The following is a 24,291-nucleotide window of genomic DNA, read 5'->3' as shown; positions in this document are numbered from 1 at the left end:
CGATCGGCTCTGATCAGGCGGATTAGCATCGTCGTAGTTGACACTTCCCGTCCAATCGCGTTCCGTGTGTCGGGTTAGGCTGGACCGTTCCCTGATGTCTTTGTGAGCGCCCGACGCCCCACGTCCGGTCTCGACGCCACGTAGAGACGCACGACACCCCGGAGGAGGCCGAGGTTCGATGAGGTCTTCCGCATGGCTGCGCGCCCGTCCGCGTGCACTCGCATCGGCGGGCGCGGTCACGGCCGCGGCCGTCACCCTCACGACGCTGGCTTTCGTGTACCAGGGCGTGCCCACCACCGAGGTCGACCTCCACGACGGCGGCGTCTGGGTCACGAAGCAGTCCAGCCTCATGGTCGGTCACTTCAACCATGAGTCGCAGGTGCTCGACGGCGGTCTGCGGACGACCAGCGACGACTACGACATCCTCCAGTCGGGGGCCACGGTCCTCCTGGTGGACAACGCCGGCTCCGCGGTCAGCGTGATCGACCCCGGGATGGTCGCGCTGTCGGGGGCTGCCAGCCTGCCCGGCGACGCGAAGGTGGTGCTGGGCGGCACGACGGCCGCCATCCTCGACCGAGCATCGGGCGATCTGTGGGTGCTGCCCGCCGAGAGCATCGGGTCTTTCCAGATCGAGGGTGCCGATCCCACGACGGACCTCGGCGAGGGGGCGGATGTCGCGATCGGCGTCGACGGCATCGTCCACGGCGCGTCCGTCGAGACCGCGGAACTGGTCACGATCCGGATGGGCGCCGACGACGCCCCCGAAGAGGCGGAGCGTGCCGCGCTGCCCGGCGTCGACGAGAAGTCCGAGCTGTCGATCACCTCGGTCGGCGACAAGGCCGTGGTGCTCGACACCTCCGACGGCACCGTCATCGCGGAAGGTCGGGAGACCGAGATCGACGGTGCGCGCGATGCCGTGCTGCAGCAGCCCTCCGCGGCCGCCGACGCCGTCTCGGTGTCGACGGCGTCCACGCTGGTGCGTGTGCCCTTCGACGGCTCCGAGCCCACGACCGTGAAGGCCGGCGGCGATGGCGCGCCGGCGTATCCGGTATGGCTCGACGGCTGCGCCTACGCCGCCTGGAGCGGCTCCGGCCGCTTCGTGCGCGACTGTGCGGGCGAGGCCGGCGATCTGGATGCCGACATCGACGGCGTCGAGCCCACCTCCCTGCTGCAGTTCCGCGTCAACCGCGATGTCGTGGTGCTCAACGACATCGTCGGCGGCGCCACGTGGATGGCGGCCGAAGATCTGCAGCGCGTCGACAACTGGGACGAGCTGACCCCTCCCGAGGGCGAGACCGAAGAGGATGAGCAGACCACCGAGGAGACGACCGAGACGGTCCTCCCGGAGCGCTCCGACATCAACACGCCGCCCGACGCGAACGACGACGACCTCGGCGTCCGTCCGGGCCGCACCACGATCCTCCCGCTGCTCGACAACGACAGCGACCCCGACGGCGATGTGCTGACGACGCGGGTTCTCGAGGGCGGCCCGTCGATCGGCGACGTGCAGTCGATCGACAACGGCCGTGCGCTGCAGATCGCGGTCCCCGAGGACGCCACGGGGACGGCATCCTTCACCTACGAGGTCTCCGACGGCCGCGGCGGCACCGACACCGCTCGCGTCTCCCTCTCTGTGCACGGCTGGGACGTCAACGCGCCGCCGACCCAGAAGCGTGTGACGACCGTCGCCATCGAAGCCGGCGGCACCATCACCTACAACGTCCTGCCCGACTGGATCGACCCCGACGGCGACGACGTCTTCCTCGGCGCGGTGACGCCTGCGGAGGGCGACGAGGCTGACTACACGTCGGACGGGCGCATCACCTATCGCGCCGTCGGCGGCACGCAGGGCCGGAAGGATGTCGAGATCTCGGTCTCCGACGGCACCGATGTCACGGTCGGCACGATCCGCTTCGACGTCCGGCCGGTCGGCTCCATCGACCCGGTGACCAACGCCGACTACATCGCCGTCCGCACCGGGCAGACGGCGACCGTGTCGCCGCTCGTCAACGATGTGGGCGCCGGTCGCGAGCCGCTGCGCCTCGCCCGCGTCGATCCCGTCTCGGGCGCCGACATCGTGCCGGACTACGCGAACAAGACTTTCACCTTCCGCTCCGCGACCCCCGGCACGTATTACGTGCAGTACATGGTGGCCGCGGGCGCCGCAGGTGTGCCGGGCATCGTGCGGGTCGACGTGATCCCCGAGGGGGAGACCGACCTGCCGCCGGTGGCGGTGCGCGACGTCGCGCTGCTGCCGAGCGGCGGTGAGGTGCTGGTCAACGTGCTGACCAACGACTCCGATCCCTCCGGCGGCATCCTCGTCGTGCAGTCCGTCACCGTGGAGCCGAACTCCGGCGTCGCGGTCGCGGTGCTCAACCACGAGACGCTCCGGATCAGCGACCAGGCCGCCCTCTCGGAGCAGGTGCGCATCACGTACCGCATCTCCAACGGCTCGCAGTCGGCCGAGGGCGACGTCATCGTCATCCCGATCCCCGCCCCCGCGCAGCTGCGCCCGCCCGTCGCGAACGACGACCAGGTGGTCGTGCGCGCCGGCGATGTCGTCACGATCCCGGTGCTCGACAACGACTACCACCCCAACGGTGACGCGATCCATGTCGCGCCGGATCTGATCCCGCCGCTGGTCGAGCCCGAGGACGGCGAGGTCTTCGTCTCGCAGGACACCGTGCGCTTCCGCGCGTCCGAGAAGCCGGGCACCGTCTATGCGACCTACGAGGTCGTCGACAGCACCGGCCAGAAGGACGCCGGCTACATCACCATCCAGGTGCTCCCGGTGAACGCCGAGACGAACGCCGCCCCCCGCCCGAGGGACCTCACCGCCCGTGTCCTCGGCGGCACGCGGGTCCGCATCGCGGTGCCGCTGGACGGCATCGACGCCGACGGCGACTCGGTCGAACTCGTCGGCCTGGCATCATCGCCGAGCAAGGGCCGCATCACCGAGACCGGCTCCGACTACCTCGTCTACGAGGCCTTCGACGACACCGCCGGGGTGGACACCTTCACCTATCGCGTGCGCGACAGGCTCGGCGCGGAGGCCACGGCGACGATCCGGGTCGGGATCGCTCCGGCCGAAGGTGTGAACCAGGCGCCGTACGCGGTCAAGGACGCCGTCATCATGCGGCCCGACCGCTCGGTCGCCGTGCCCGTGCTCGCGAACGACTCCGACCCCGACGGCGACGAGTTCGGCATCGTCAAGAACGGCATCATCCTGCCCGATGTCGCGGGCCTCGAGGCGAAGGTCGAAGGCAACCGCGTCGTCGTGACCTCTCCGTCGGAACCGGTCGAGACCTCGCTGCAGTACACGATCCGCGACACCCGGGGCGCCGAGGCGAAGGCCGTGCTGCAGATCACGGTGGCCGAGGACGTTCCGCTGCAGCGCCCGATCGCACGCGACGACTATGTCCGCGCCGCCGACGTCGAGGACGGGGTCGTCGACCTCGAGGTCCTCGCCAACGACGAGGACCCGGACGGCACCGTCGACGACCTCGAGCTGTCGGTGGTCGACTCCGACTCGCGCGTGCTGTCGGACGGCAGAGTACGCATCACCCTCGGCGACGCCGACCGCCTCGCGACCTACACGATCACCGATCGCGACGGGAACGCGGCATCCGCCTTCATCCACATCCCGGCGCTCTCGTCGCTGCCGCCGACGCTGGTCTCCACCGAGCCGATCGAGGTCAAGAGCGGCGAGACCGTGGAGCTGCCTCTCTCCGAGTACGTCCGGTCCGCCGACGGCGGCAAGGTCGTCATCACGGAAGCCGCCAAGGTCACTGCGGCGCACAACGACGGATCGTCGCTGATCAAGGACCAGACCACCCTCGTCTACACCTCGGCCGGCGGGTACTTCGGCCCCGACGCGATCACGTTCGAGGTCACCGACGGCACCGGCCCCGACGACCCCGAGGGCCGCAAGGCGACCCTCACCCTGCCGATCACCGTGCTGCCGCCCGAGAACCAGCAGCCCGTCTTCGTCAACGGACAGATGGATGTCGCGCCCGGCGAGGACCCGGCCACTCTCGACCTGGGCGGTCTGACGACCGATCCCGACCCCGAGGACGTGGACCGCCTCGAGTTCGAGATCGTCGGCGGCTCGCCCGACGGCATGACGGCCTCGATCGACGATGACGAACTGCGCGTCAGTGCCGCCGCGGAGACGAAGAAGGGCACCGCGGCGACACTCCGCCTCCGCATCACCGACGGCACCACCGAGCCCGTCGAAGGCACCGTGACGATCCGCGTGATCGCGTCGACGCGTGAGCTGCCTACGGCCAACGACGATGTGGTAGACGAGGCTCATCAGGGCAAGACGATCACGGTCCCCGTCCTGGACAACGACGTGAACCCGTTCCCCGACAAGCCGCTGAAGGTGACCACCGCCGTCCTCGAGACCGGACAGGGGGACGTCGACGTGGCCGGCGATCAGGTGCAGGTCACTCCCGACGCGAAGTTCTTCGGCACCATGGTCGTGCGCTATCGCGTGCAGGATGCGACCGGCGACCCCGATCGCGAGGTCGAGGGCCGCATCCGGCTCACGGTGCAGGGCAAGCCCGACGCTCCGGGCACGCCGACCGTCTCCAGCGTGCAGGACCGCACCGTCGTGCTCTCGTGGACGCCGCCGGCGAACAACGGCGCCGAGATCGAGCGCTACCTCGTCTCGTCGACCGCCGGGAACTACGAGAAGGAGTGCCTCGCCACCACCTGCACGCTCGACGGCCTGACGAACAACGTCGAGTACAACTTCACGGTCGTGGCCGAGAACCGCGTGGGCCCGTCCGACCCGTCGGCGCCGTCCGAGACCGCGCGGCCCGACGCGCGTCCGGACACACCGGCCGCACCGTCGCTGGTCTTCGGCGACCGGAGCCTCTCGGTCTCGTGGGTCACCCCGACGACGCCCGGCTCACCGGTCGAGAAGTACAACCTCGAGATCTCGCCGGCGCCGCCGTCGGGCATCAGTCAGAAGACCGACGTCACCGGCAACTCGACGGTGTGGGACGGCCTGCAGAACGGCGTCGCGTATCAGGTGCGTGTGCAGGCCCTCAACCGGGCGCCCGAGCCGTCGAGCTGGAGCCCGTGGTCGGTGAGCGAGATCCCGGCAAGGGCGCCCGAGGCGCCCGCCGCACCCACGACCGCGCGGCTGCAGCCGGTGGGTTCGCAGGCGCAGATGCAGGTGACCTGGAACGCACCCGCCGACAACGGCGATGCGGTCTCGGGCTACCAGCTCGACGTCCTCCGCGGATCGTCGCTGGTCAACTCCATCCCCGTCGCAGCGGGGCAGACGAGCCAGGCCGTCGTCGTGGACACCTCGACCACCGACTACACGTTCCGGGTGCGCGCGCAGAACAAGGCCGGCTGGGGTCAGTTCAGCGCGACCTCGGCGCCGCAGCGCGCCTTCACGCCGCCCGGGGCTCCGACGAACGTGACTGCGCGCGAGGGCGACCGCTCGCTCACCGTGAGCTACACGCCCGGCGCGTCCAACGGGGCGAACCCCGGCGAGCTGAGCTACCAGGCATCCGTGAACAACGGCGGCTGGCAGGCGCTGGCCGGCAACGGCGTCATCGGCGGACTCTCGAACGGGACGAGCTACACCGTGAAGGTGCGGGCCGTCGCGACGGTGAACGGCGTCAGCGAGCCCGGCGCCGAGTCCGCCCCCTCCAACGCCGTCGTCCCGTACGGGCCCGTCCGCAATCCGACGGTGAGTGCGACCGCGAGCGGAACGAGCATCACGTTCCGATGGAGCCCGCCGACCGAGAACGGTCGTGCGATCACGGCGATGCAGATCCGCATCGACGGCGGCTCGTGGCAGGACGTGGCGCTGAGCAACTCGCGGACCAACAACTACGGCTACAGCGAACGGCACACCATCGAGGCGCGCGCGCAGGATGCCGCCGGCCAGTGGAGCGGGATCGCGTCGGATGCCGCGACCACGGTGGCCGCGCCCCAGCCGAAGGTGTGGGTCACGAAGGGAAGCTCCGCGCAGGGGCAGCCCGGCTGCAGCACCGCGCAGTGCGCGTACTTCCTGGTCCACACCGAGAACTTCCCCGCGGGCGACTACTCCGTCTCGTGCAACGCCACCGGCCCCTGGGGCGGCACGCCCTTCGCCGGCGGGTCGACGAGGCACCTGCCCGCTAACGGGACCGTGCAGCTGGGCTGCTACTTCGGCGACGACGGCGAGCAGGTCTGGGTCTCGATCGGCGGCTGGGGCGACAGCGAGCGGCGAACCTGGCAGTAGCGAGAGCTGCGAAGACGACTCATGAAAAGGAACGAATCACGATGACGATGACCCCCGAACAGGCGGCCTGGTTCCAGGGCACCTTCGCACGACTGGTCGACAACGTCGACCAGGCCCTCATGGGCAAGCGCGAGGTCGTGGCGCTCGTGCTGTCGGCGATGCTCGCGGAAGGCCACGTCCTCCTCGAGGACGCCCCCGGCACCGGCAAGACGAGCCTGGCGAAGGCGCTCGCGGCGACGGTGCAGGGCACCAGCAGCCGCATCCAGTTCACGCCCGACCTGCTGCCGTCGGACGTGACCGGCGTGACGATCTACGACCAGGCGTCGCACCGGTTCGAGTTCCACCGCGGACCCGTGTTCGCCTCGATCGTCCTCGCGGACGAGATCAACCGCGCCTCGCCGAAGACCCAGTCGGCGCTGCTGGAGGTCATGGAGGAGTCGCGGATCACGGTCGACGGCGTCACCCACGATGTGGGCCGTCCGTTCCTCGTCATCGCGACCCAGAACCCCATCGAGCAGGCGGGCACGTACAAGCTGCCCGAGGCTCAGCTCGACCGCTTCCTGGTCAAGACCTCGATCGGCTACCCCGACCTCGCGGTGGCCGAGCGCATCCTCGCCGGAGCCGCCGACCGCAACCCGTCGGCGCACCTTCCCGCCATCATCACGACGGGCGCCGTCGCCGACATGGCAGACCTCGCCGGCACCGTGCACGTCGACCCCGCTGTCCTGCGCTACACGGCACAGCTGGCCGAGGCCACCCGCGACGACCAGGCCACGCGCGTGGGCGTCTCGGTGCGCGGTTCGCTCGCGATGATCCGCATCGCCAAGGTGTACGCCGCCGCACAGGGGCGCCACTTCGTGCTGCCCGACGACATCAAGGCGCTCGTCGCGCCGGTGTGGACCCACCGCATCGTGCTCGACCCCGAGGCGGAGTTCGCGGGCACGTCGGCCGAGACCGTCGTCGCGCGCGTGCTCGAGTCGATCGCCGCACCGCAGGCGAGGTCCGCGGCCTGATGACGACGGAGGCACTCGGGCAGGCGGCGGCCACGGAGGACCGCCGCGCCTGGTACGGGCAGCTGGCGCTGGACGCGCTGCGCCGCGCCGGCGGCGTGCTCGCACGCGTGTTCGCGGTCGTGCGCCCCGCCGCCTGGGTGCTTCTCGCGGGGGCCGTCGTGCTGTGGATCGCCGGGCGTTCGCTCGGCTGGTGGGAGCTGACCGTCGCGGCCGTCTCCGTCGCCGTCGTGCTGCTGCTGTGCCTGCTGTTCCTCATCGGACGCACCGCCTACGACGTCTCGCTCGACCTCAACCGCACGCGCGTCGTCGTGGGCGAGCGCGCCATCGGCGCGTTGACCCTCTCGAACACCGGCTCGCGCGCCATCCTGCCGTCCCGCGTGCTGCTGCCGGTCGGCGGCGGGCGCGGTGTCTTCGACGTGCAGCGGCTGGCGGCCGGCGAATCCGCGGAGGAGCTCTTCGCCATTCCCACGTCGCGCCGCGCCGTCGTCAAGGTCGGGCCGGTGAGCGTGGTGCGCGGCGATCCCCTGGGTCTGTTCGAGCGCGTGCACCGTCGTGACGAGCCGGTCGACCTGTTCGTCCACCCGCGCACCGTGCTGTTCGACGGCCAGTCTCTGGGGTTCCTGCGCGACCTCGAGGGCCTTCCTGCCACCGATCTCTCGCCCGACGACGTGTCGTTCCACGCCCTGCGCGAGTATCAGCCGGGCGACGACCTGCGCCACGTGCACTGGAAGTCGACCGCGCGCACCGGCCACATGATGGTGCGCCAGTACGAGGAGACGCGCCGCTCGCACTTCGTGATCGGCCTCTCCACGAGCCCCGCCGATTATCGCGACGACGCGGAGTTCGAGCTCGCGATCTCCGCCGCCGGCTCGCTCGGCCTGCGGGCACTCCGCGACTCGCACCGCGTCGAGGTGCGGGTGCAGGAGCGCGCCCTGCCGTCCGGCACGGGAAAGCAGTTCCTCGACTCCCTGTCGGCGCTCGCTCAGTCCAAGCCGCGGGCGGGCACGGTCGTCGACCTCGCCGGCGTGGTGGCGGCGACCCTTCCGCTCGCGAGCGTCGTGGTGCTCGTCTGCGGCAGCCGGGTCGACGCGAACGACCTGCGCGGCGCCTGCAGCCGCCTGCCGTTCGGTGCACGCGTCCTCGCAGTTGTCGCGTCGCCCGGCGAGGCCGCCCCGTCGCTGCGTCGCATCGGCGAGGCGGATGTCGTCACTCTCGGCGCGCTCGAGCAGCTGCCCAACGCGCTGCGGAAGGTCCTCGCATGACCGCCCCCGTCACCCCGCTGTCGCGTGGGGGATCCGCCCCGACGACGCGTGCCGCCGCGCCGCGCGTCTCCGCCCCGCGAGCCGCGGGGCAGTCCCTGCCGACGCGCCGGTGGATCCTCGACCTCGGCGCCGTGACGTTGTTGCTGCTCATCCCCGTCGTGGGGTTCTGGCCGACGTTCGACGGCGCACGCTATCTGGTCGCGGCCCTCGGCGGGCTCGTGCTGGGCATGGCGCTGGGCATCCTGGGCACGCTCTTCCGGTGGGGCATCCTGCTCCTCACAGGCGCCACCGTCATCGTCTACTTCCTGTTCGGCGGCGCTCTCGCGCTGCCGCACACCACGGTCGCCGGCGTCGTACCGACGCTCGAAACCCTGCGCCTGCTCGCCCTCGGCACTTTCATGTCGTGGAAGCAGCTGCTCACCACGATCGCGCCGGTGGCGACCGACGACGGCCACCTGATCGTGCCGTTCATCCTCGCGCTGGTCGCGTCCGTGCTGACGACGTCCCTCGGACTGCGGCTGCGCAGCGCGGCGTGGTCGCTGATCCCCGCGGCCGCGTTCCTCGCGATCGAGATCGCGCTGGGCACCTCCGAGCCGTTCGTGCCGGTCGTCCAGGGCGTCGTGTTCGGGCTCGTCGCCGTAGTCTGGCTGGCCCTGCGCCAAGCCTGGCAGCCGCAGGCGGCGGCGATCTCGGTCGGTGAAGGCTCGGCGAGCTCGGGCGCGGGCATCCGCAGGGTGCTGTCGGGTGCGGCGGTCATCGCCATCGCCGCGGTGATCGGCATCGCCACGAGCGGCTTCGCGGCACCCACATCGCCCCGCTACGTCCTGCGTGACGTCGTGATCCCGCCGTTCGACATCCGGGAGTTCGCGAGCCCGCTGCAGTCGTTCCGCGCCTACGTCCGCGACCACCCGGAGGACGCGCTCTTCACGGTCAGCGGCCTCCCCGAGGGCGCGCGTGTGCGCCTGGCCACCATGGACGCGTACAACGGCACCGTCTACAACGTCTCGGACGAGGGCAGCGGATCCTCCAGCGCGTTCTCGCCCGCCCGTACCAACATGTCCGCCGATGCGGAGGGCACCGAAGCGCAGGTGCACGTCGAGATCGGCGTCCTGGAGAGCGTGTGGATGCCGGATGCCGGCGCCGCCCGCAGCGTCACGTTCGACGGCGACCGCGCCGACGACCTGCGACGCACCGCGCACTACAACGAGGCGACGGAGACGGGCGTGGTGACGGCCGGCCTCGAGAAGGGCGACGCCTACACGATCGACGCGGTGATTCCCGAGGTCCCGAGCGACGAGCAGCTCGCCGACCAGGCGTTCGCACCGCTGAAGATGCCGAAGCAGGAGGGCGTGCCCGAGAGTCTCGCCGAGATCGCGTCGAAGACCGTCGCCGAGGCGACGACCCCCGTCGAGCAGGTGCGCGCTCTGCAGCTCATGCTGTCGGAGGGCGGCTATTTCAGCCACGGCCTCGCCGGTCAGCCGCTTTCGCGAGCCGGCCACGGTGCCGAGCGGATCGCGACGCTGCTCGGCTCGCAGCAGATGGTGGGCGACGACGAGCAGTACGCCACCGCGATGGCGCTCCTCGCCGCACAGGTGGGCATCCCCGCGCGGGTCGTCATGGGGTTCTATCCCGACGAGGACGCCGCCGACGCGCCGGTCTTCACCGCGACGGGCGACAACCTGCACGCGTGGGTCGAGGTCGCGTTCGACGACGCCGGCTGGGTGCCGTTCGACCCGACGCCCCCCGACGACCAGGTGCCGAGCGACCAGACGACGAAGCCGAAGGCCGACCCGAAGCCGCAGGTGCTGCAGCCGCCGCCGCCGCCGGCCGAGCCCGTCGACCTGCCGCCGACCGTCGCGGACGACCGCGGGTCGGAGGACGAGGACGGCCTGGACCTGGGCCTGCTGTGGACCATCGTGTCGATCGGCGTCGGCGTACTGGGGCTCCTCGCGGTCCTGCTCGCGCCGTTCATCGTGATCGGGGCGCTCAAGGCCACCCGCCGCCGTCAGCGTCGCGACGCCGAGCGCGCGTCCGACCGCATCAGCGGGGGCTGGGACGAGCTGGTCGACCGTGCGACGGACTATGGGGCTCCGGTTCCTTCCGGCGCGACGCGCCAGGAGGAAGCGGGCGTGCTCACGGCAGCGCTCGCCGAGCCGCGCGTCGCGACGCTGGCGACCCGGGCGGATCTCGAGGTCTTCGGTCCGACCGAGCCGACGCCCGATGACATCGAGGCCTTCTGGACGCAGGTCGATGAGATCGTCGGCGGCATGGGCAAGGAGCGGTCGCTGTGGCAGCGGCTTCGCGCGCGGCTCAGCATCCGATCTCTGCTCGAAGGCACCCGTTTCGCTCTGCCGGCACGTCTCACGCCCCCGCCGCGGGCCGCGAAGCCTGCGACGAAGGGCGCGGCGGCGACCGAGCCGGACGCGCCCGACGCCGCACCGTCGAAGCGTGCGCCTCGCCGCACGCGTGGGAGCCGCGCCGCAGAACCCGTCCATCCCCCGCAGGAGACCGAATGACCGCCAGCCCGCCCGTCGCCGCCCCCGCGGCGACCATCGGACGCCGTGTGGGGGCGTTCGCGATCGACCTCGGTGTCGCTTACGGCATCGCGGCCGTGCTGGTCGGGGTCGCGGTGCCCGTCGTGTTCGGCGTCGGCGCAACCGGGGACGCGGGGAGCATCGCGGTGGCCGTCGTCATCTCCTCCCTCATGGTCGGCGGTGCGCTGCTCGCCTGGTGGCTGGTGTACTCCGCCATGCAGGGTGGCAGCGGTTCGATCGGACAGCGCGCCCTCGGGCTCCAGCTGCAGGACGTCGACTCGCGCGATCGCATCGGGTTCTGGCGCGCGCTCTGGCGCAACATCGTGTTCGGGCTCGCGGGATCGATCGTCGTCGGCTACTTCTCGCCGCTGTTCGACTCCAGCGGTCGTCGCCAGGGGTGGCACGACATGGCATCGCGATCGATGGTCCTCGACATCCGGGACGGCCATGCGACACCTCGCCTCGATGCGACCGCATCGCTGGCCGAGAATCCCTACCTGGCGGCGGTGCGCCCGCAGGCCCCGCAGCCGCTGTACGCGGCGCCGATGGCCGACTTCCCGGTCGCGGCCGCATCGGCGCCGGCACCGGCAGAGGCGCCACCGGCGGTGGCGGGTCCCGCTCCGGCCACACGCCCCATCGCACCCATCCGTCCCGGTGTGATCGACGGCGTCCCGTGGGTGACCGGGGACGCGCCGGTCACGCGTGCGGTGCCGACCGATCACTTCCCGAGCATGACGATGCCGTTCCCGGCCGCGACGACGACCGAGCCGCTCGCCGCCCTGCTCGGCGCGGGCACGCCCGCTGCTCCCGCCCCGGCCCCGGTCTCTGCGCCCGCCCGGCCGTTCGCCTCCGTCGCGTCGGTCGTCGCTCCTTCGGCGGCACCTGCGCGGCCCCTCGCATCCGTCGTGGCCCCGGCATCGGTCGCCTTCGCGTCGTCGACGGACGACCTGGACGAGACGCGCATGGTCGTGCCGCCGCCCGCGGAGCGCGCGGCGCTGTACGACGAGGCGCCGGTGCTCGCCGTCCTCACCTGGGATGACGGGACGCGGATGGCCGTGTACGGGCGCACGCTCTACGGGCGCAACCCGGCGAACGAGCACGGTGCGGTCTCCATCCCCGTGCGGGACGAGACGCTGTCGCTGTCGAAGACGCATTTCGAGATCGGCGGCGACTCCACCGGCGCGTGGATCGTCGACCGCCACTCGACCAACGGCACCACGCTCGTGCGCGACGGCGCGCGGATCCCGCTGCTGCCCGGCGTGCGCACCAACGTGCGAGCCGGCGACACCTTCGAGTTCGGCGACCGGCGCGTCGCCGTGAGCGCCGCGTGATGACCGAACCGACGGCGCCGATCGCGGTCGCGTGCGGAGCGGCGACCGATGCCGGGCTGCGGCGACGCATCAACGAGGACTCCTACATCGCCGCCTCGCCGCTGTTCCTCGTGGCCGACGGCATGGGCGGTCACAACGCGGGCGAGATCGCCAGTGCGGCGGTCATCGAGGAGTTCGCGACGCTCGCCGGCCGCCAGAGCCTCACCATCGACGAGGTGCAGACGGCCGTGACGGCCTCGCGCCGCCGCGTCGCGATGCTGCCGCCCGGCGCCGGTGCGGGAGCCGGCACGACTCTGGCGGGTGTCGTCATCGCCGATGTGGACGGCGAGGGCTACTGGCTGGCCATCAACCTCGGCGACTCGCGCACCTACCGCCTCAGCGAGGGGCGATTCGAGCAGGTGAGCGTCGACCACTCCGTGGTGCAGGAGCTCGTCGACAGCGGGCAGCTCGCCGCCGATGCGGCCGAGCGCGACTCGCGACGCAATGTCATCACCCGGGCCATCGGTGCCGGAAGCGACTCCGAACCGGACTACTGGCTGCTCCCGGCGGAGGAGGGCGACCGCATCCTCGTCTGCTCGGACGGCCTCTCCGGCGAGCTGGATCGCGACGCGCTCCACGCCATCCTGCTCACCGAGACCGATCCGCAGGCCGCGGCGACGCGGCTGGTGCACGAGGCGATGGTGCGAGGCGGCCGCGACAACATCACCGCGCTGGTCGTCGACGCCCTCGCGGTGCGCACCCGCACGAACCGGACGTGGGAACGCGATACGGTGCCGGTGAGCGCCCCCGCGGATCCGCCCGCCGACATCGACGGCGACACGCTGCCGCGCGCGGTCGCCACAGGAGGATTCTGATGCCGACGCTGTACGCCCCCGGAACCACGCCGATCGCGGTGACGCCGCGCGGTTTCGCGGTGCTCGAACCGGGAACCTCGGCAGCACTTCTCGGGCGCATCCGCACCCTCGTCGCCGACGGGCGCGGACTGGGCGGCGTCATCGAGGCTCTCACAGGCGCCTACGGCGCGTCGCTGACAGCGATCCCGGCCTTCGCGGTGGCGCTTCCCGAGGGTGACGGCATCCGCATCGCCGTTCGGGGCGATTTCGCTTTCGAGGTCGACGCGGCGACGCCTGAGCGCGTCACGGGCACCGGCGTCACGACGTGGACCGAGCGGGTGATCCCTGCGGTCGTGCGCGTGGCGTTGACGACGTCCGAGCCTGACGCCTCGTCGCCCGCCGAGTGGGAGATCGCCGACGGCGTCGTGCTGGCCGGCGGAATCGTGTGGGATGCCGCAGCCCCACGCCCGTCGGCGGCACCGGCACTGGCGAAGCGCCCGGAACCCGCCTCCGCCCCGGCGGCCGCTGCCGCACCGGAGGCTCCGGCTGCGACCGCGGGGGCCGCCGAGGCCCCCTCCGAGCCCTCGGCCGAGACTTCGGCTGAAGCGCCCGGCGCGGAGCCGACCTCCGCGGTTCCCGCGACCCCCCGCGCCGCGGCGCCCCCGGTGCCCGCGAACGCCGTGCCCGCCGGAGGGCTCATCGACTCCGTGCCGTCGCTCGCCGATGCCGAGACGCTCCTGCCGTCCGACTCCGCGCTCTCGCCGGACGACGTCGCGCCGGCGCGAAGCGGCCTCGACGCCTGGTTGATGGACGAGGACGAAGACGACGAGGATGCCGCCGTCGGCGCTGCCGGCTTCGACGAGCTGATCGGTGCCACCGTGATCCGCTCCGCCGACGACGTCGAGCGGCAGGAGGCACCGGCACCGGCTCCGGCGCCCGGCCCGGCCGTCGCCGGCGATCACGACGGCGCGACGATCTCGCTCGCCCAGGCTCGCGCGCTGCGTGCGGCGGCATCCGGTGTGGAAGGTTCGAACCCGGCGCCCTCCGCCGCGGACACTCCTCTCGACCCGCTCGCCCCACCGCGCCCGCCCGCACCCGGGCGCGTGCGGATGTCGACGGGGCAGGTGATCCCGCTCGACCGCACCGTCGTGATCGGGCGACGCCCGCGCTCCACGCGCGTGAGCGGCACCGACCTGCCGCACCTGGTTGCCGTCGACAGCCCGCAGCAGGACATCTCGCGCAGCCACGTCGAGCTGCGGGCCGAAGGTGAGAGCATCGTCGCCACGGACCTCCGCACCACCAACGGCACCACGCTGCTGCGTCCGGGAACGGACCCCGTGCGGCTGCACCCGGGTGAGGGCACGGTGGTCGTCCCGGGCGATGTGCTGGATCTCGGCGACGGCATCACGGTCGCGATCGAAGGGATGTCGTGAGTCCCAAGCGCGCGCCGATGGCGCCGCCCGATCTGCCGGGCTTCACCTATGTCGATCTGCTCGGGTCCGGCGGCTTCGCCGACGTGTACCTCTACGAGCAGCAGCTTCCAAAGCGACGCGTGGCCGTCAAGGTGCTGCTCACGGAGCGCATGTCGAGCGGCTCGGTCGAGGAGTTCACCGCCGAGGCCAACGTCATGGCCATGCTCTCGACGCACCCGGCGATCGTCACGATCTACCAGGCCGGCGTCGCGCAGGACGGGCGCCCGTACCTCGTGATGGAGTACTGCCCGCGCCCGAACCTGCAGGTGCGCTACCGGCGGGAGCCCTTCTCGATCGCCGAGTCGCTCCGCGTCGGCGTGCAGGTCGCCGCCGCCGTGGAGACCGCCCACCGCGCCGGGGTGCTCCACCGCGACATCAAGCCCGCCAACATCCTCGTCACCGAGTACAACCGTCCGGCGCTCACCGACTTCGGGATCGCGTCGACGACGAATGCAGCCGCCGAGTCGGCGGGTCTGTCGATTCCCTGGTCGCCGCCGGAGTCGTTCGCCGATGTGCCGCGCAGCGACCCGCGCTCCGACGTGTGGGCGCTCGGGGCGACCGTCTACACGCTCCTCGCCGGCCGGTCGCCGTTCGAGCTGCCGGGTCAGCGCAACACGGCCGCCGAGCTCATCCACCGCATCGAGACGCTCGCGCTGCCGTCTCTCGGCCGCGCCGACGTGCCGGTGTCGCTGCAGCGGGCGCTCGATCGGGCGATGGCGAAGTCACCCGCCGATCGGTACGAGAGCGCACTCGCGTTCGCGCGTGCGCTGCAGACCGTGCAGATCGAGCTGTCGCACTCCGTGACGGCGATCGACATCCTCGACGACCAGCTTCCGGACGACATCGAGGAGGACGAGGACGACGGGCTCACGCGCGTGCGCGGCGTCGTCAGCATCAACCCCGAGACGACTCCGGCAGCCGGCATGACGCGTCCGTCGGCGGTCACCGCCCCGGCGGCGTCGCGGTTCGAGCCGGCGCCCGTCGACGAGACGGTCGCGCGGTCGATGACCCCGACGTCGGCGTACGAGCAGACGCAGCTCCGGAGCCCCGCTGCTGCCCCGCCGGTGTCGCTCGACGAGACGGTGCTCCGCGCCCCCGCGACCACCGGATTCGCGACGACCGACGCGACGACCGTGTCTCGGAGCACCCTCGACAAGCAGGGGGCTGAGGCGAGCGTGCCGGGGATGTTCACCCTCGGCACGGATGAGGTCGTCGCATCCGACCCCGACGAGATCGCGCCGCGCCGGCGCACCGGGCTGTGGATCGGGCTCGGCGTCGGTGCCCTGGTGATCGTCGCGGTGATCATCGGAGTGTCGCTTCCCGGCCTGCTGTCGGGCACGTCCCAGGACCCGCCGACACCCTCCGCCTCGTCGAAGCCGCAGGATCCGATCTCGATGGTCGTGCCGCCCGTGGATGAGGTGGCCGGTGCGGTCGTCGACGGGGGTGTGCGCTTCACGTGGACGAATCCAGATCCGCAGGACGGCGACAGCTACATCGTCGAACCGGTCTCGGCGAGCGACCCCACCACCGAGTCCCAGTCCGTCGACACCGCCGAGGTCGTCGTGCCCGCCGTGACGTCGGGGCCGACGTGCATCGACGTCACCCTCGTGCGTGAGAACGGCCGGGCCCAGCAGACGCCGAGCCGGGGGTGCGCACCGTGACCGCTGCCGTTGCCGACACGCTGAGGGTCGAGTTCGCCGGCGAGGAGTTCTCGGTCGCGCCCGACACCGTGTTCACGGTCGGACGTGAGGGCGACCTCGCGATCGACGACAACCTGTTCCTGCACCGAAATTTCCTCACGATCCAGAACGTCGAGGGCCTCTGGCTGCTCTCCAATGTCGGCTCGCGCCTGTCGGCGACAGTCACCGACACCGGTGGCCGCGTCCAGGCGTGGCTGGCACCGGGCGCGCGCCTGCCGCTGGTCTTCGCCGCGACATCCGTCATCTTCAGCGCGGGGCCGACGACGTACGAGCTCACGATCCACGCCGCCGAGCCGACGTTCCGCGACACGCAGCCGCCGCCCGACGACGACGGGCTGAGCACGATCGGCGACGTGCCGCTGACCCACAGTCAGCGCGTCATGATCCTCGCGCTCGCCGAGCCGGTGCTGCGCCGCGAGGGAACCGGCATGAGCGAGCTGCCGACCTCGGCGCAGGCCGCCGAGCGGCTGGGCTGGACGCTCACCCGCTTCAACCGCAAGCTCGACAACGTGTGCGACAAGCTGGACCGCATCGGGGTTCCGGGCATGCGCGGCGGCGTCCGCTCGTACGCCACCAACCGCCGGGTCCGGCTCGTCGAGCACGCGCTCGCAGCGCGCCTGGTCACGCGCGACGATCTGCCGCTCCTGGACGAGGAGCGCGCGAACGCCCTCAGCGGGGAACGCGACTCCCGCGCCGACGACGACGCCTGAGCGCCAGGTGAGCGCGCCGGCGCTGCCGACCTCCAGCCGGCGAGGTCAGCGTCCGGCGTCGTAGAGGTGGCGGCCGCCGTGGCTGACGACCTTCACGACGACGCCCCGCCGGTGCAGCTCGGCGACGGTGCGGGCCTCTTCGTCGATGTCGCGGCCGAGGGCGTGCACGTTCGCGACGACGAGCACATCGCCGCGTCGCAGCGTGCCGAAGAGGCGCACGAGGCGCTCCTCCCACGACTCGAGCGTCTCGGGAGCCGGATGCCGGAAACCTTCGATCGTCACCCCGAAGCGCGTCAGTTCATTGCGCTGTTCGACGACGAAGGGCATGTCGTCGCGGGCGATCACGAGCCCGACCAGCCGTGAGCCCGCGGGCCGGGCCTGCCACCAGTCGCGGTTCTGCTGCAGCTCGGTGAAGCACTTCGGGCAGTCCGCAGCCGGGTGCGGCAGGTGCAGCGGCGCGGTGTCGGCCGCGGCCGACCCGGTGACGGGAGCCGCGTGCGTATGCGCGGCGTCCGGCATCTTCGTCGTCTCGCTCATGTGAGGCCCCCTCGCTCGATGCCCATTCTCTCACCGGGCGAGGCTGGCGCCGCGCCTAACCGGAGGATCAGCCGCTCAGTCCTCGTCGTCGAGTCGCAGCTCGAGGCTCAGCTGGTCGGCGTCGAGCTCGGCGAGCGCGTGGCGCAGGGCCGGCGTGCTGTAGCCGCCGCCGGACGAGAGCCGGTTGAGGCGCGTGCGCATCGCCTCGATCATCGCGAGGCGGAGCTCGAGCAGGTCGCGGGTGGGAAGGGTGTCGGTCTCGTCGGGCGGATCGACCATGCGGCTGCCGACCACCTCGACGAGGTCGTCGGTGAACTCCGTCCCGTCGCGGCGGCGCAGGGCCGGACTCGACAGCGCGGCCACGGCCGCGTCGCGCAGCTCGTCATCGAGGGCGGACTGCTCCGCCTTGTCGAGACTGTCGTCGCCCGATCGCTCGAGCCGCAGCACGCTGACGAGCCACGGCAGCGTGAAGCCCTGCAGCATGAGGCTGCCCACGGCGACGGCGAAGGCGATGAAGACCAGCAGTGCCCGGTCGGAGGTGTCGTCGCGCGGCAGCGTCTGCGCGGCGGCCAGCGTCACGACGCCCCGCATGCCCGCCCACACGATGATGGCGCCGTGCTTCCAGCCGAGCGGCGACGCCTGGTAGTAGTCGAGGTCGCTCATCGCGCGCGACACCCGCTCGCGCATCGCCGAGAGCCGCCGCTGGGCCCGGGGGCTGTCGAGGTTCACCTCGTCGCGCCGGTTACGACGGCGACGACGGGATGCCGTCGGTCGCGCCGCGCTGTCTCGCGAGGCGGCGGCATCCGTTCCCCGTTCCGCCTCGGCGCCGGAGCGCACTGCGCCGCCGCTGGCGATCTCGTCGATCCTGGCCGACATCGCCTCGAGCCGGCTTCGCTGGCGACCTCTGGCGCGCCGGCTCTGCAGCCACACGAGGAGCGACACGTACCCCGCGCGCACCGCGATGATGATCGCGAGCGCACCAGCCGCGATGCCGAGACCGGTGCCGAGGCCGTTATGGTCCTGCACGTTCTGCGTGACGATGTCGCGCAGCTCGAGCCCCATCACCAGGAAGACGGCGCCCTCGAGCACGAGCTCGATGGTCTGCCAGTTGTGCTCGTCCGAGCGGCGCTGCTCGGGGGTGAACCAGCGCGCCGCGCCCTGCCCGGTGACGATGCCGGCGACGACGGCGGCCACGAGCCCGGACCCGCCGAGCTCCTCGGTGGGGATGTAGGCGATGAAGGGCACCACGAAGCCGACCGCGGTGTTGGCGGCGGAGTTCTTGATGAGGGCCCGCAGCCGCAGGTTGAGGAAGCCGATGATAGCGCCGACCACGACGGCGACGAGCACACCCCATGCGAAGGCCGGCAGGAACCCCACGCCGACGGTGGTGTCACCGGCCACCGTCGTGGCGACCGCGACCGAGGCGATCATCGTGCGCAGCAGCACGAGCGCCGTGGCGTCGTTGAGCAGGCTCTCACCCTCGAGCATCGTCACCACGCGCCGGGAGACGCCCAGTCGTTTCACGATGGACGTGGCCACGGCATCCGTGGGGCTCAGGATCGCGCCGAGGGCCACGGCGATGGCGGGATGGATGCCGGGGATCACGGCGATGAAGAAGACGCCCAGCACGACGGAACTCAGGATGACGAGCAGGAAGGACAGCCCCGCGATCGGCCCGAAGTCGCGGCGGAACTCGATCGCCGGCAGGGCGACCGCGGCCGAGTAGAGCAGCGGCGGCAGCACGCCGACCAGGATCCAGTCCGGATCGATCTCGGGGACCTCGACGAACGGCAGCAGGCTGACCGCGCCCCCGATGAGCAGCAGGATCAGGGGTCCCGCGATGCCGAGCTTCGGGGCGACCGCCGTCGCGAGCGCGATGACGATGATCGCGACGATGACGACGATCAGCACTTCCACGACTCAGAGCCTATTGCCGGGCTCTGTCGGCGAATGGTCAGAGCACTCCGAGGTCGCGCACGGCGTCGCGCTCGGCCACCAGCTCGGCCACCGAGGCGTCGATGCGACCGCGCGCGCGATCGTCGAGGTCGAGCCCCTCGACGATGCGGTAGCCGGCTCGGTCGCCGCGCGAGGTCACGGGGAATGAGCACACGAGGCCCTCGGGCACGCCGTACTCGCCACGCGAGAGCACCGCGGCCGACGTCAGTCCGCGCCTGGACCCCAGCTGCTCGTCGCGGACGTGGTCGATCGCCGCGTTCGCCGCCGAGGCGACCGACGACGAGCCGCGCACCTCGATGATCTCAGCACCGCGCTTGGCGACCCGCGGGATGAAGACCTCGTCAAGCCATGTCGTCGCCGCCTCGCGGCCCCCGAGACGCTCGGCGAGAGCATCGAGCACCGGCATGCCGTCCGCGAGGATCGCGTGCGAGACGTCCGGGAACTGCGTCGCGGAGTGGTTGCCCCACACGATGACATCGGCGATCTCGTCCGCCGCGACCTGCAGCGCCTCGGCGAGCTGGCCGACGGCGCGGTTGTGGTCGAGGCGCGTGAGGGCGCTGAACCGGTCGGCCGGCACGTCGGGAGCAGCGGATGCCGCGGCGATGAGTGCGTTCGTGTTCGCGGGGTTGCCCACCACGACCACGCGCACGTCTTCGTCGGCCACGGCGCCGATCGCCTTGCCCTGCGGGCCGAAGATGCCGGCGTTCGCCGCCAGGAGGTCGCCGCGCTCCATGCCGGCGGCGCGGGGGCGCGCACCGACGAGCAGGGCGATGCGGGTGGAGTTGAAGGCGGTCAGCGGATCGTCGGTCACGTCGACGTCGACCAGCAGCGGGAACGCGCAGTCCTGCAGCTCCAGCGCCGCGCCCTCGGCGGCCCGCATGCCCTGCGGGATCTCGAGCAGCCGCAGCCGAACCGGACGATCGGCTCCGAGCATGTCGCCGGCCGCGATGCGGAACATCAGCGCGTAGCCGATCTGGCCGCCGCCGCCGGTGATGGTCACGGTCGTGGGTTCGCTCGCCATGCCACGAGCCTATGCCCGCGGCATTGTACGCAATCCGCGCGAATCTGTGGCGTTCCTGTGTGCGATCAGGCGATCGGGGTACCGTGACAGGCATGACGTTCAATGAGAACGCCAACGTCGGGGGGAACACGGCGCGGCGTCGAGGAGCGGGCGCGGCGGTGGCGGGCGGTGGCATCGCCGGCATCGGCGCGATCGCCGTACTGCTGTTCCAGCTGTTCACCGGACAGGACCTGTCGAGCATCCTTCCCGGGACACCGCAGGCCGGCGCAGGCGAGGAGTCCGAGATCGAGCAGTGCGAGACCGGTGCCGATGCGAACCGCAATGACGCGTGCCGCCTCGCCGCCGGCAGCGTGGTGCTCGACGAGTACTGGACGACGCAGATGCAGGGGTACCGCGCTCCCCAGCTCGTGATCGTCGACGTGCAGACCCCGACCCAGTGCGGCACGGCATCCAATCAGACGGGCCCGTTCTACTGCCCGCCGGAAGAGACCGTCTACATCGACCCGACGTTCTTCGGCCTCCTGCGCCAGCAGTTCGACGCGTCTGCGGGGGAGCTGGCCCAGCTCTACGTGCTCGCCCACGAGTACGGGCACCACGTGCAGCACCTCGCCGGGATCATGGAGCAGCATCCGAACAACGGCACAGGTCCCGACAGCAACAGCGTGCGCACCGAGCTGCAGGCTGACTGCTTCGCCGGCGCCTGGGTCGGCGGCATGACCGAGGAGGTCGACGACAACGGCGTGCCGTATCTGCAGGAGCCGACGCAGCAGCAGATCACCGACGCGCTCAACGCCGCGGGCACCGTCGGCGACGACCACATCCAGCAGGAGTCCGGGGGCGGCGTGAACCCCGAGTCCTGGACGCACGGCTCCAGCGAGCAGCGTCAGCGCTGGTTCGAGGCGGGGTACCAGGGCGGCGTGTCCGCCTGCGACACCTTCAGCGTGTCGGGGAGCAGCCTGTGAACGAACACCTCGACGACATCCTCTATCCGCCTCTCGAGCCGTACGACACCGGCATGCTCATCGCCGGCGAGGGCAATCGCATCGCGTACGAGCAGAGCGGCAACCCCGAGGGCAAGCCGGTGGTGTTCCTCCACGGCGGCCCGGGCGCCGGCACGTCGCCCTGGCACCGCCGATTCTTCGACCCCGAGCGGTACCGCATCATCCTGCTGGACCAGCGCGGCTGCGGGCGCTCCACCCCGCACGCGAGCGACCCGGACGCCGACCTCCGTCACAACACCACGTGGCACCTCGTCGCCGACATCGAGCTGCTGCGCAAGAACCTCGGCATCGAGCGGTGGCAGGTGTTCGGCGGATCGTGGGGGAGCGCCCTGGCCCTGGCCTACGCCGAGGCGCACCCGCAGGCGGTGACCGAGATCGTGCTGCGCGGCGTCTTCACGCTGCGCCGCCACGAGCTGGAGTGGTTCTACGAGGGCGGTGCGGCATCCGTCGTCCCCGACCTCTGGGAGGACTTCATCGCCCCCGTCCCCATCCTCGAGCGCTCGCAGCTCATGCAGGCGTATCACCGCCGCCTCGCCGACCCCGACCCTGCCGTGCACGTGCCGGCGGCCGTCGCCTGGACGCGATGGGAGGCGGCGAACCTCACGCTGCTGCCGGACCCGGAACTGGTCGAGGCGATGTCCGAGCCGCGCGCCGCCGTGGCGTTCGCGCGCATCGAGAACCACTACTTCCTGCACGGCGGCTGGTTCGCGCCGGATCAGCTGATCTCCGGCGTCGACCGCATCCGGCACATCCCCGCCGTCATCGTGCAGGGCCGCTACGACGTGTGCACGCCGGCGATGACCGCGTGGGACCTGCACCGCGCGTGGCCCGAGGCCGACTTCACGATGGTCCCGGATGCCGCCCACGCGGCGTCCGAACCGGGGATCGCCGCCGCGCTCCGCGCCGCGACCGACCGCTTCGCCGCGGACGCCCCGGCGGAGGACGAGGTCGTTTCGTCTGCCGAGGTGGCGGAGCCTGAAGATGGCGAGGAGGGGAAGGGCGGAGAGTCCCGGAACTCCGAGCCCGCTGAACCCGCGTCCGACGAGACCGCGGCCGAAGAGCCCGAGTTCGAGGTCGAGGAGCACGCACAGGCGGAGGACGCACCGTCTCGCTAGCCCTCGCTCGGCGACCTGGTCGCGACCGCCGCTCGGGAGAACACCCAGGTGCACACTGCTAGGGTGGTGAGTCTTGCAGCGCTTCTCGCGCTTCTTGCGTCGTAGAACGCTTCCCCTCCCGCCGCCGCCCGGTTCGACCGCGCGATGCCGGTGATGACTTTCGTACGGCGACCCGCGGGCGAAATACGCCCCGGCCACCGACAGGGCACTCGAATGCCCGGAGATCCTCCATGACTGAAACCACTTTCGGCGCGCTCGGCGTGCCGCAGCCCCTCGTCGACGCGCTTGCCGCGGGCGGCAAGACCACCGCGTTCCCGATCCAGGTCGACACGCTCCCCGACACGCTCGCGGGTCGCGACGTGCTCGGACGCGGCAAGACCGGCTCGGGCAAGACGCTCGCCTTCGCCATCCCGATGGTCGCCCGCCTCGGCGGCAAGCTCGCCGGCGGCCCGCGTCGCAAGGGCCGCCCGCTCGGCCTCGTGCTGGCGCCGACCCGCGAGCTCGCGACCCAGATCGACGCGACCCTCGCGCCGCTCGCGAAGGCCTACGGCCTCACCACGACCACCATCTTCGGCGGCGTGAACCAGAACCGTCAGGTGCAGGCGCTGAACGCCGGCGTCGACATCGTCGTGGCGTGCCCCGGCCGCCTCGAGGACCTCATGAAGCAGGGCTTCGTGCGCCTCGACGCGGTGGAGATCACCGTCATCGACGAGGCCGACCACATGGCCGACCTCGGCTTCCTGCCGGGCGTCACGCGCATCCTGAACGCGACCCCCGCCGGCGGCCAGCGACTGCTGTTCAGCGCGACCCTCGACAACGGGGTCGACAAGCTCGTCAACCGCTTCCTGCAGAACGAGGTGCTGCACTCCGTCGACGAGGCGCACTCGCCGGTCGCCGCGATGACGCACCACGTCTTCACGCTCGCCGACGCCGACGCCAAGAAGGACGTCGTCAAGGCTCTCGCGTCGGGCACCGGTCGCCGCATCCTGTTCATGCGCACGAAGCACCAGGCCAAGAAGCTCGCCAAGCAGCTCACCGGCCAGGGCATCCCCGCCGTCGACCTGCACGGCAACCTGTCGCAGGCGGCGCGCGACCGCAACCTCGCGGCGTTCTCGTCGGGCGGCGTCAAGGTGCTGGTGGCGACGGATGTCGCGGCCCGCGGTGTGCACGTCGACGACGTCGAGCTCGTCATCCACGTCGACCCCCCGACCGAGCACAAGGCGTACCTGCACCGCTCGGGCCGCACGGCCCGTGCCGGGGCCGAGGGTGCCGTCGTCACGCTCGTGCTTCCCGAGCAGAAGCGCGACGTGTCGCAGCTCCTGCGCAAGGCGTCGATCTCGGTCGAGCCCGTGACCGTGACGGATGCCTCGCCCGAGGTGACCGCGCTCGTCGGCCAGGTCGCCCCGTACGTCAAGCCGGTTCCCGTGGCCGAGACGCCGCGCGGCACGAGCCAGGGTGCGAACGCGCAGCGCAAGCGCGCCGCGCGCGATGACCGCCAGGGTGCTGAGGGTTCGGGTCGCTCCGGCTCAGGCGCGGGTGGTTCCGGTCGCTCGGGCTCG

Annotated in this window: 14 protein-coding genes and 1 pseudogene; 12 read left to right on the top strand and 3 right to left on the bottom strand. The window is 71.7% G+C overall.

What is annotated here, in order from left to right; genetic code table 11:
• The first annotated feature begins 178 nt into the window (after positions 1–178).
• Genes VIP82_RS05015 through VIP82_RS04975 form a run of 9 tightly spaced genes read left to right on the top strand, consistent with a single transcriptional unit; the run spans position 179 to position 17,102 of the window.
• Complete coding sequence (locus VIP82_RS05015) at positions 179–6,247, top strand: Ig-like domain-containing protein (RefSeq protein ID WP_331906273.1); 6,069 nt, start codon at positions 179–181, stop codon at positions 6,245–6,247.
• Positions 6,248–6,288: 41 nt separating this feature from the next.
• Positions 6,289–7,260 carry an AAA family ATPase gene (locus VIP82_RS05010; protein ID WP_308866111.1) on the top strand — a complete coding sequence of 324 codons (972 nt, stop codon included), beginning with the start codon at positions 6,289–6,291 and terminating at the stop codon, positions 7,258–7,260.
• A complete protein-coding gene (locus VIP82_RS05005) occupies positions 7,260–8,522 on the top strand; it encodes a DUF58 domain-containing protein (RefSeq protein ID WP_331906271.1) in 1,263 nt (420 codons plus the stop codon). The genes VIP82_RS05010 and VIP82_RS05005 overlap by 1 nt, the downstream gene beginning before the upstream one ends.
• Positions 8,519–11,038 (top strand): transglutaminaseTgpA domain-containing protein, encoded by a 2,520-nt coding sequence (locus VIP82_RS05000; protein WP_331906269.1) that lies wholly within the window; start codon positions 8,519–8,521, stop codon positions 11,036–11,038. Before VIP82_RS05005 ends, VIP82_RS05000 begins: the two co-directional genes overlap by 4 nt.
• Positions 11,035–12,387, top strand: a complete 1,353-nt coding sequence (locus VIP82_RS04995; RefSeq protein WP_331906267.1) for an RDD family protein — start codon at positions 11,035–11,037, stop codon at positions 12,385–12,387. Before VIP82_RS05000 ends, VIP82_RS04995 begins: the two co-directional genes overlap by 4 nt.
• Positions 12,387–13,241, top strand: a complete 855-nt coding sequence (locus tag VIP82_RS04990; protein WP_331906265.1) for a PP2C family protein-serine/threonine phosphatase — start codon at positions 12,387–12,389, stop codon at positions 13,239–13,241. The genes VIP82_RS04995 and VIP82_RS04990 overlap by 1 nt, the downstream gene beginning before the upstream one ends.
• Complete coding sequence (locus VIP82_RS04985; protein ID WP_331906263.1) at positions 13,241–14,653, top strand: FHA domain-containing protein; 1,413 nt, start codon at positions 13,241–13,243, stop codon at positions 14,651–14,653. The genes VIP82_RS04990 and VIP82_RS04985 overlap by 1 nt, the downstream gene beginning before the upstream one ends.
• Positions 14,650–16,353, top strand: a complete 1,704-nt coding sequence (locus VIP82_RS04980; protein ID WP_331906261.1) for a serine/threonine-protein kinase — start codon at positions 14,650–14,652, stop codon at positions 16,351–16,353. The genes VIP82_RS04985 and VIP82_RS04980 overlap by 4 nt, the downstream gene beginning before the upstream one ends.
• Complete coding sequence (locus tag VIP82_RS04975) at positions 16,350–17,102, top strand: hypothetical protein (RefSeq protein WP_331906258.1); 753 nt, start codon at positions 16,350–16,352, stop codon at positions 17,100–17,102. Before VIP82_RS04980 ends, VIP82_RS04975 begins: the two co-directional genes overlap by 4 nt.
• Before the next feature lie 45 nt (positions 17,103–17,147).
• Here VIP82_RS04975 and VIP82_RS04970 read toward each other — a convergent pair whose 3' ends face one another.
• The 3 genes from VIP82_RS04970 to VIP82_RS04960 form a co-directional block, all read right to left on the bottom strand.
• Positions 17,148–17,621, bottom strand: coding sequence for a recombinase family protein (locus VIP82_RS04970; RefSeq protein WP_331906319.1), 474 nt, complete (start codon positions 17,619–17,621; stop codon positions 17,148–17,150).
• 93 nt (positions 17,622–17,714) lie between these two features.
• Positions 17,715–19,556: a cation:proton antiporter gene (locus VIP82_RS04965; protein ID WP_331906256.1), complete on the bottom strand. Its 1,842-nt coding sequence runs from the start codon at positions 19,554–19,556 to the stop codon at positions 17,715–17,717.
• Between the two features lie 37 nt (positions 19,557–19,593).
• Positions 19,594–20,616, bottom strand: coding sequence for a malate dehydrogenase (locus tag VIP82_RS04960; protein WP_331906254.1), 1,023 nt, complete (start codon positions 20,614–20,616; stop codon positions 19,594–19,596).
• Positions 20,617–20,708: 92 nt separating this feature from the next.
• On the opposite strand from VIP82_RS04960, the gene ypfJ reads away from it, so the two are divergent.
• From ypfJ to VIP82_RS04945, 3 genes and pseudogenes are all read left to right on the top strand, one after another.
• On the top strand, positions 20,709–21,578 hold the full coding sequence (ypfJ, locus tag VIP82_RS04955) for a KPN_02809 family neutral zinc metallopeptidase (protein WP_331906252.1): 870 nt from the start codon (positions 20,709–20,711) through the stop codon (positions 21,576–21,578).
• Positions 21,575–22,543 (top strand): annotated as a pseudogene (gene pip, locus VIP82_RS04950) (prolyl aminopeptidase); the annotation flags it as partial. The gene ypfJ and the pseudogene pip, both read left to right, overlap by 4 nt.
• Before the next feature lie 419 nt (positions 22,544–22,962).
• Positions 22,963–24,291, top strand: a 1,329-nt coding sequence (locus VIP82_RS04945; protein WP_331906250.1) for a DEAD/DEAH box helicase, incomplete at its 3' end; no start/stop codon positions are given.

The sequence above is a fragment of the Microbacterium sp. genome (assembly GCF_036566905.1).
Taxonomy (GTDB): Bacteria; Actinomycetota; Actinomycetes; order Actinomycetales; family Microbacteriaceae; genus Microbacterium.
This window is presented reverse-complemented; position numbering and strand designations above follow the sequence as displayed.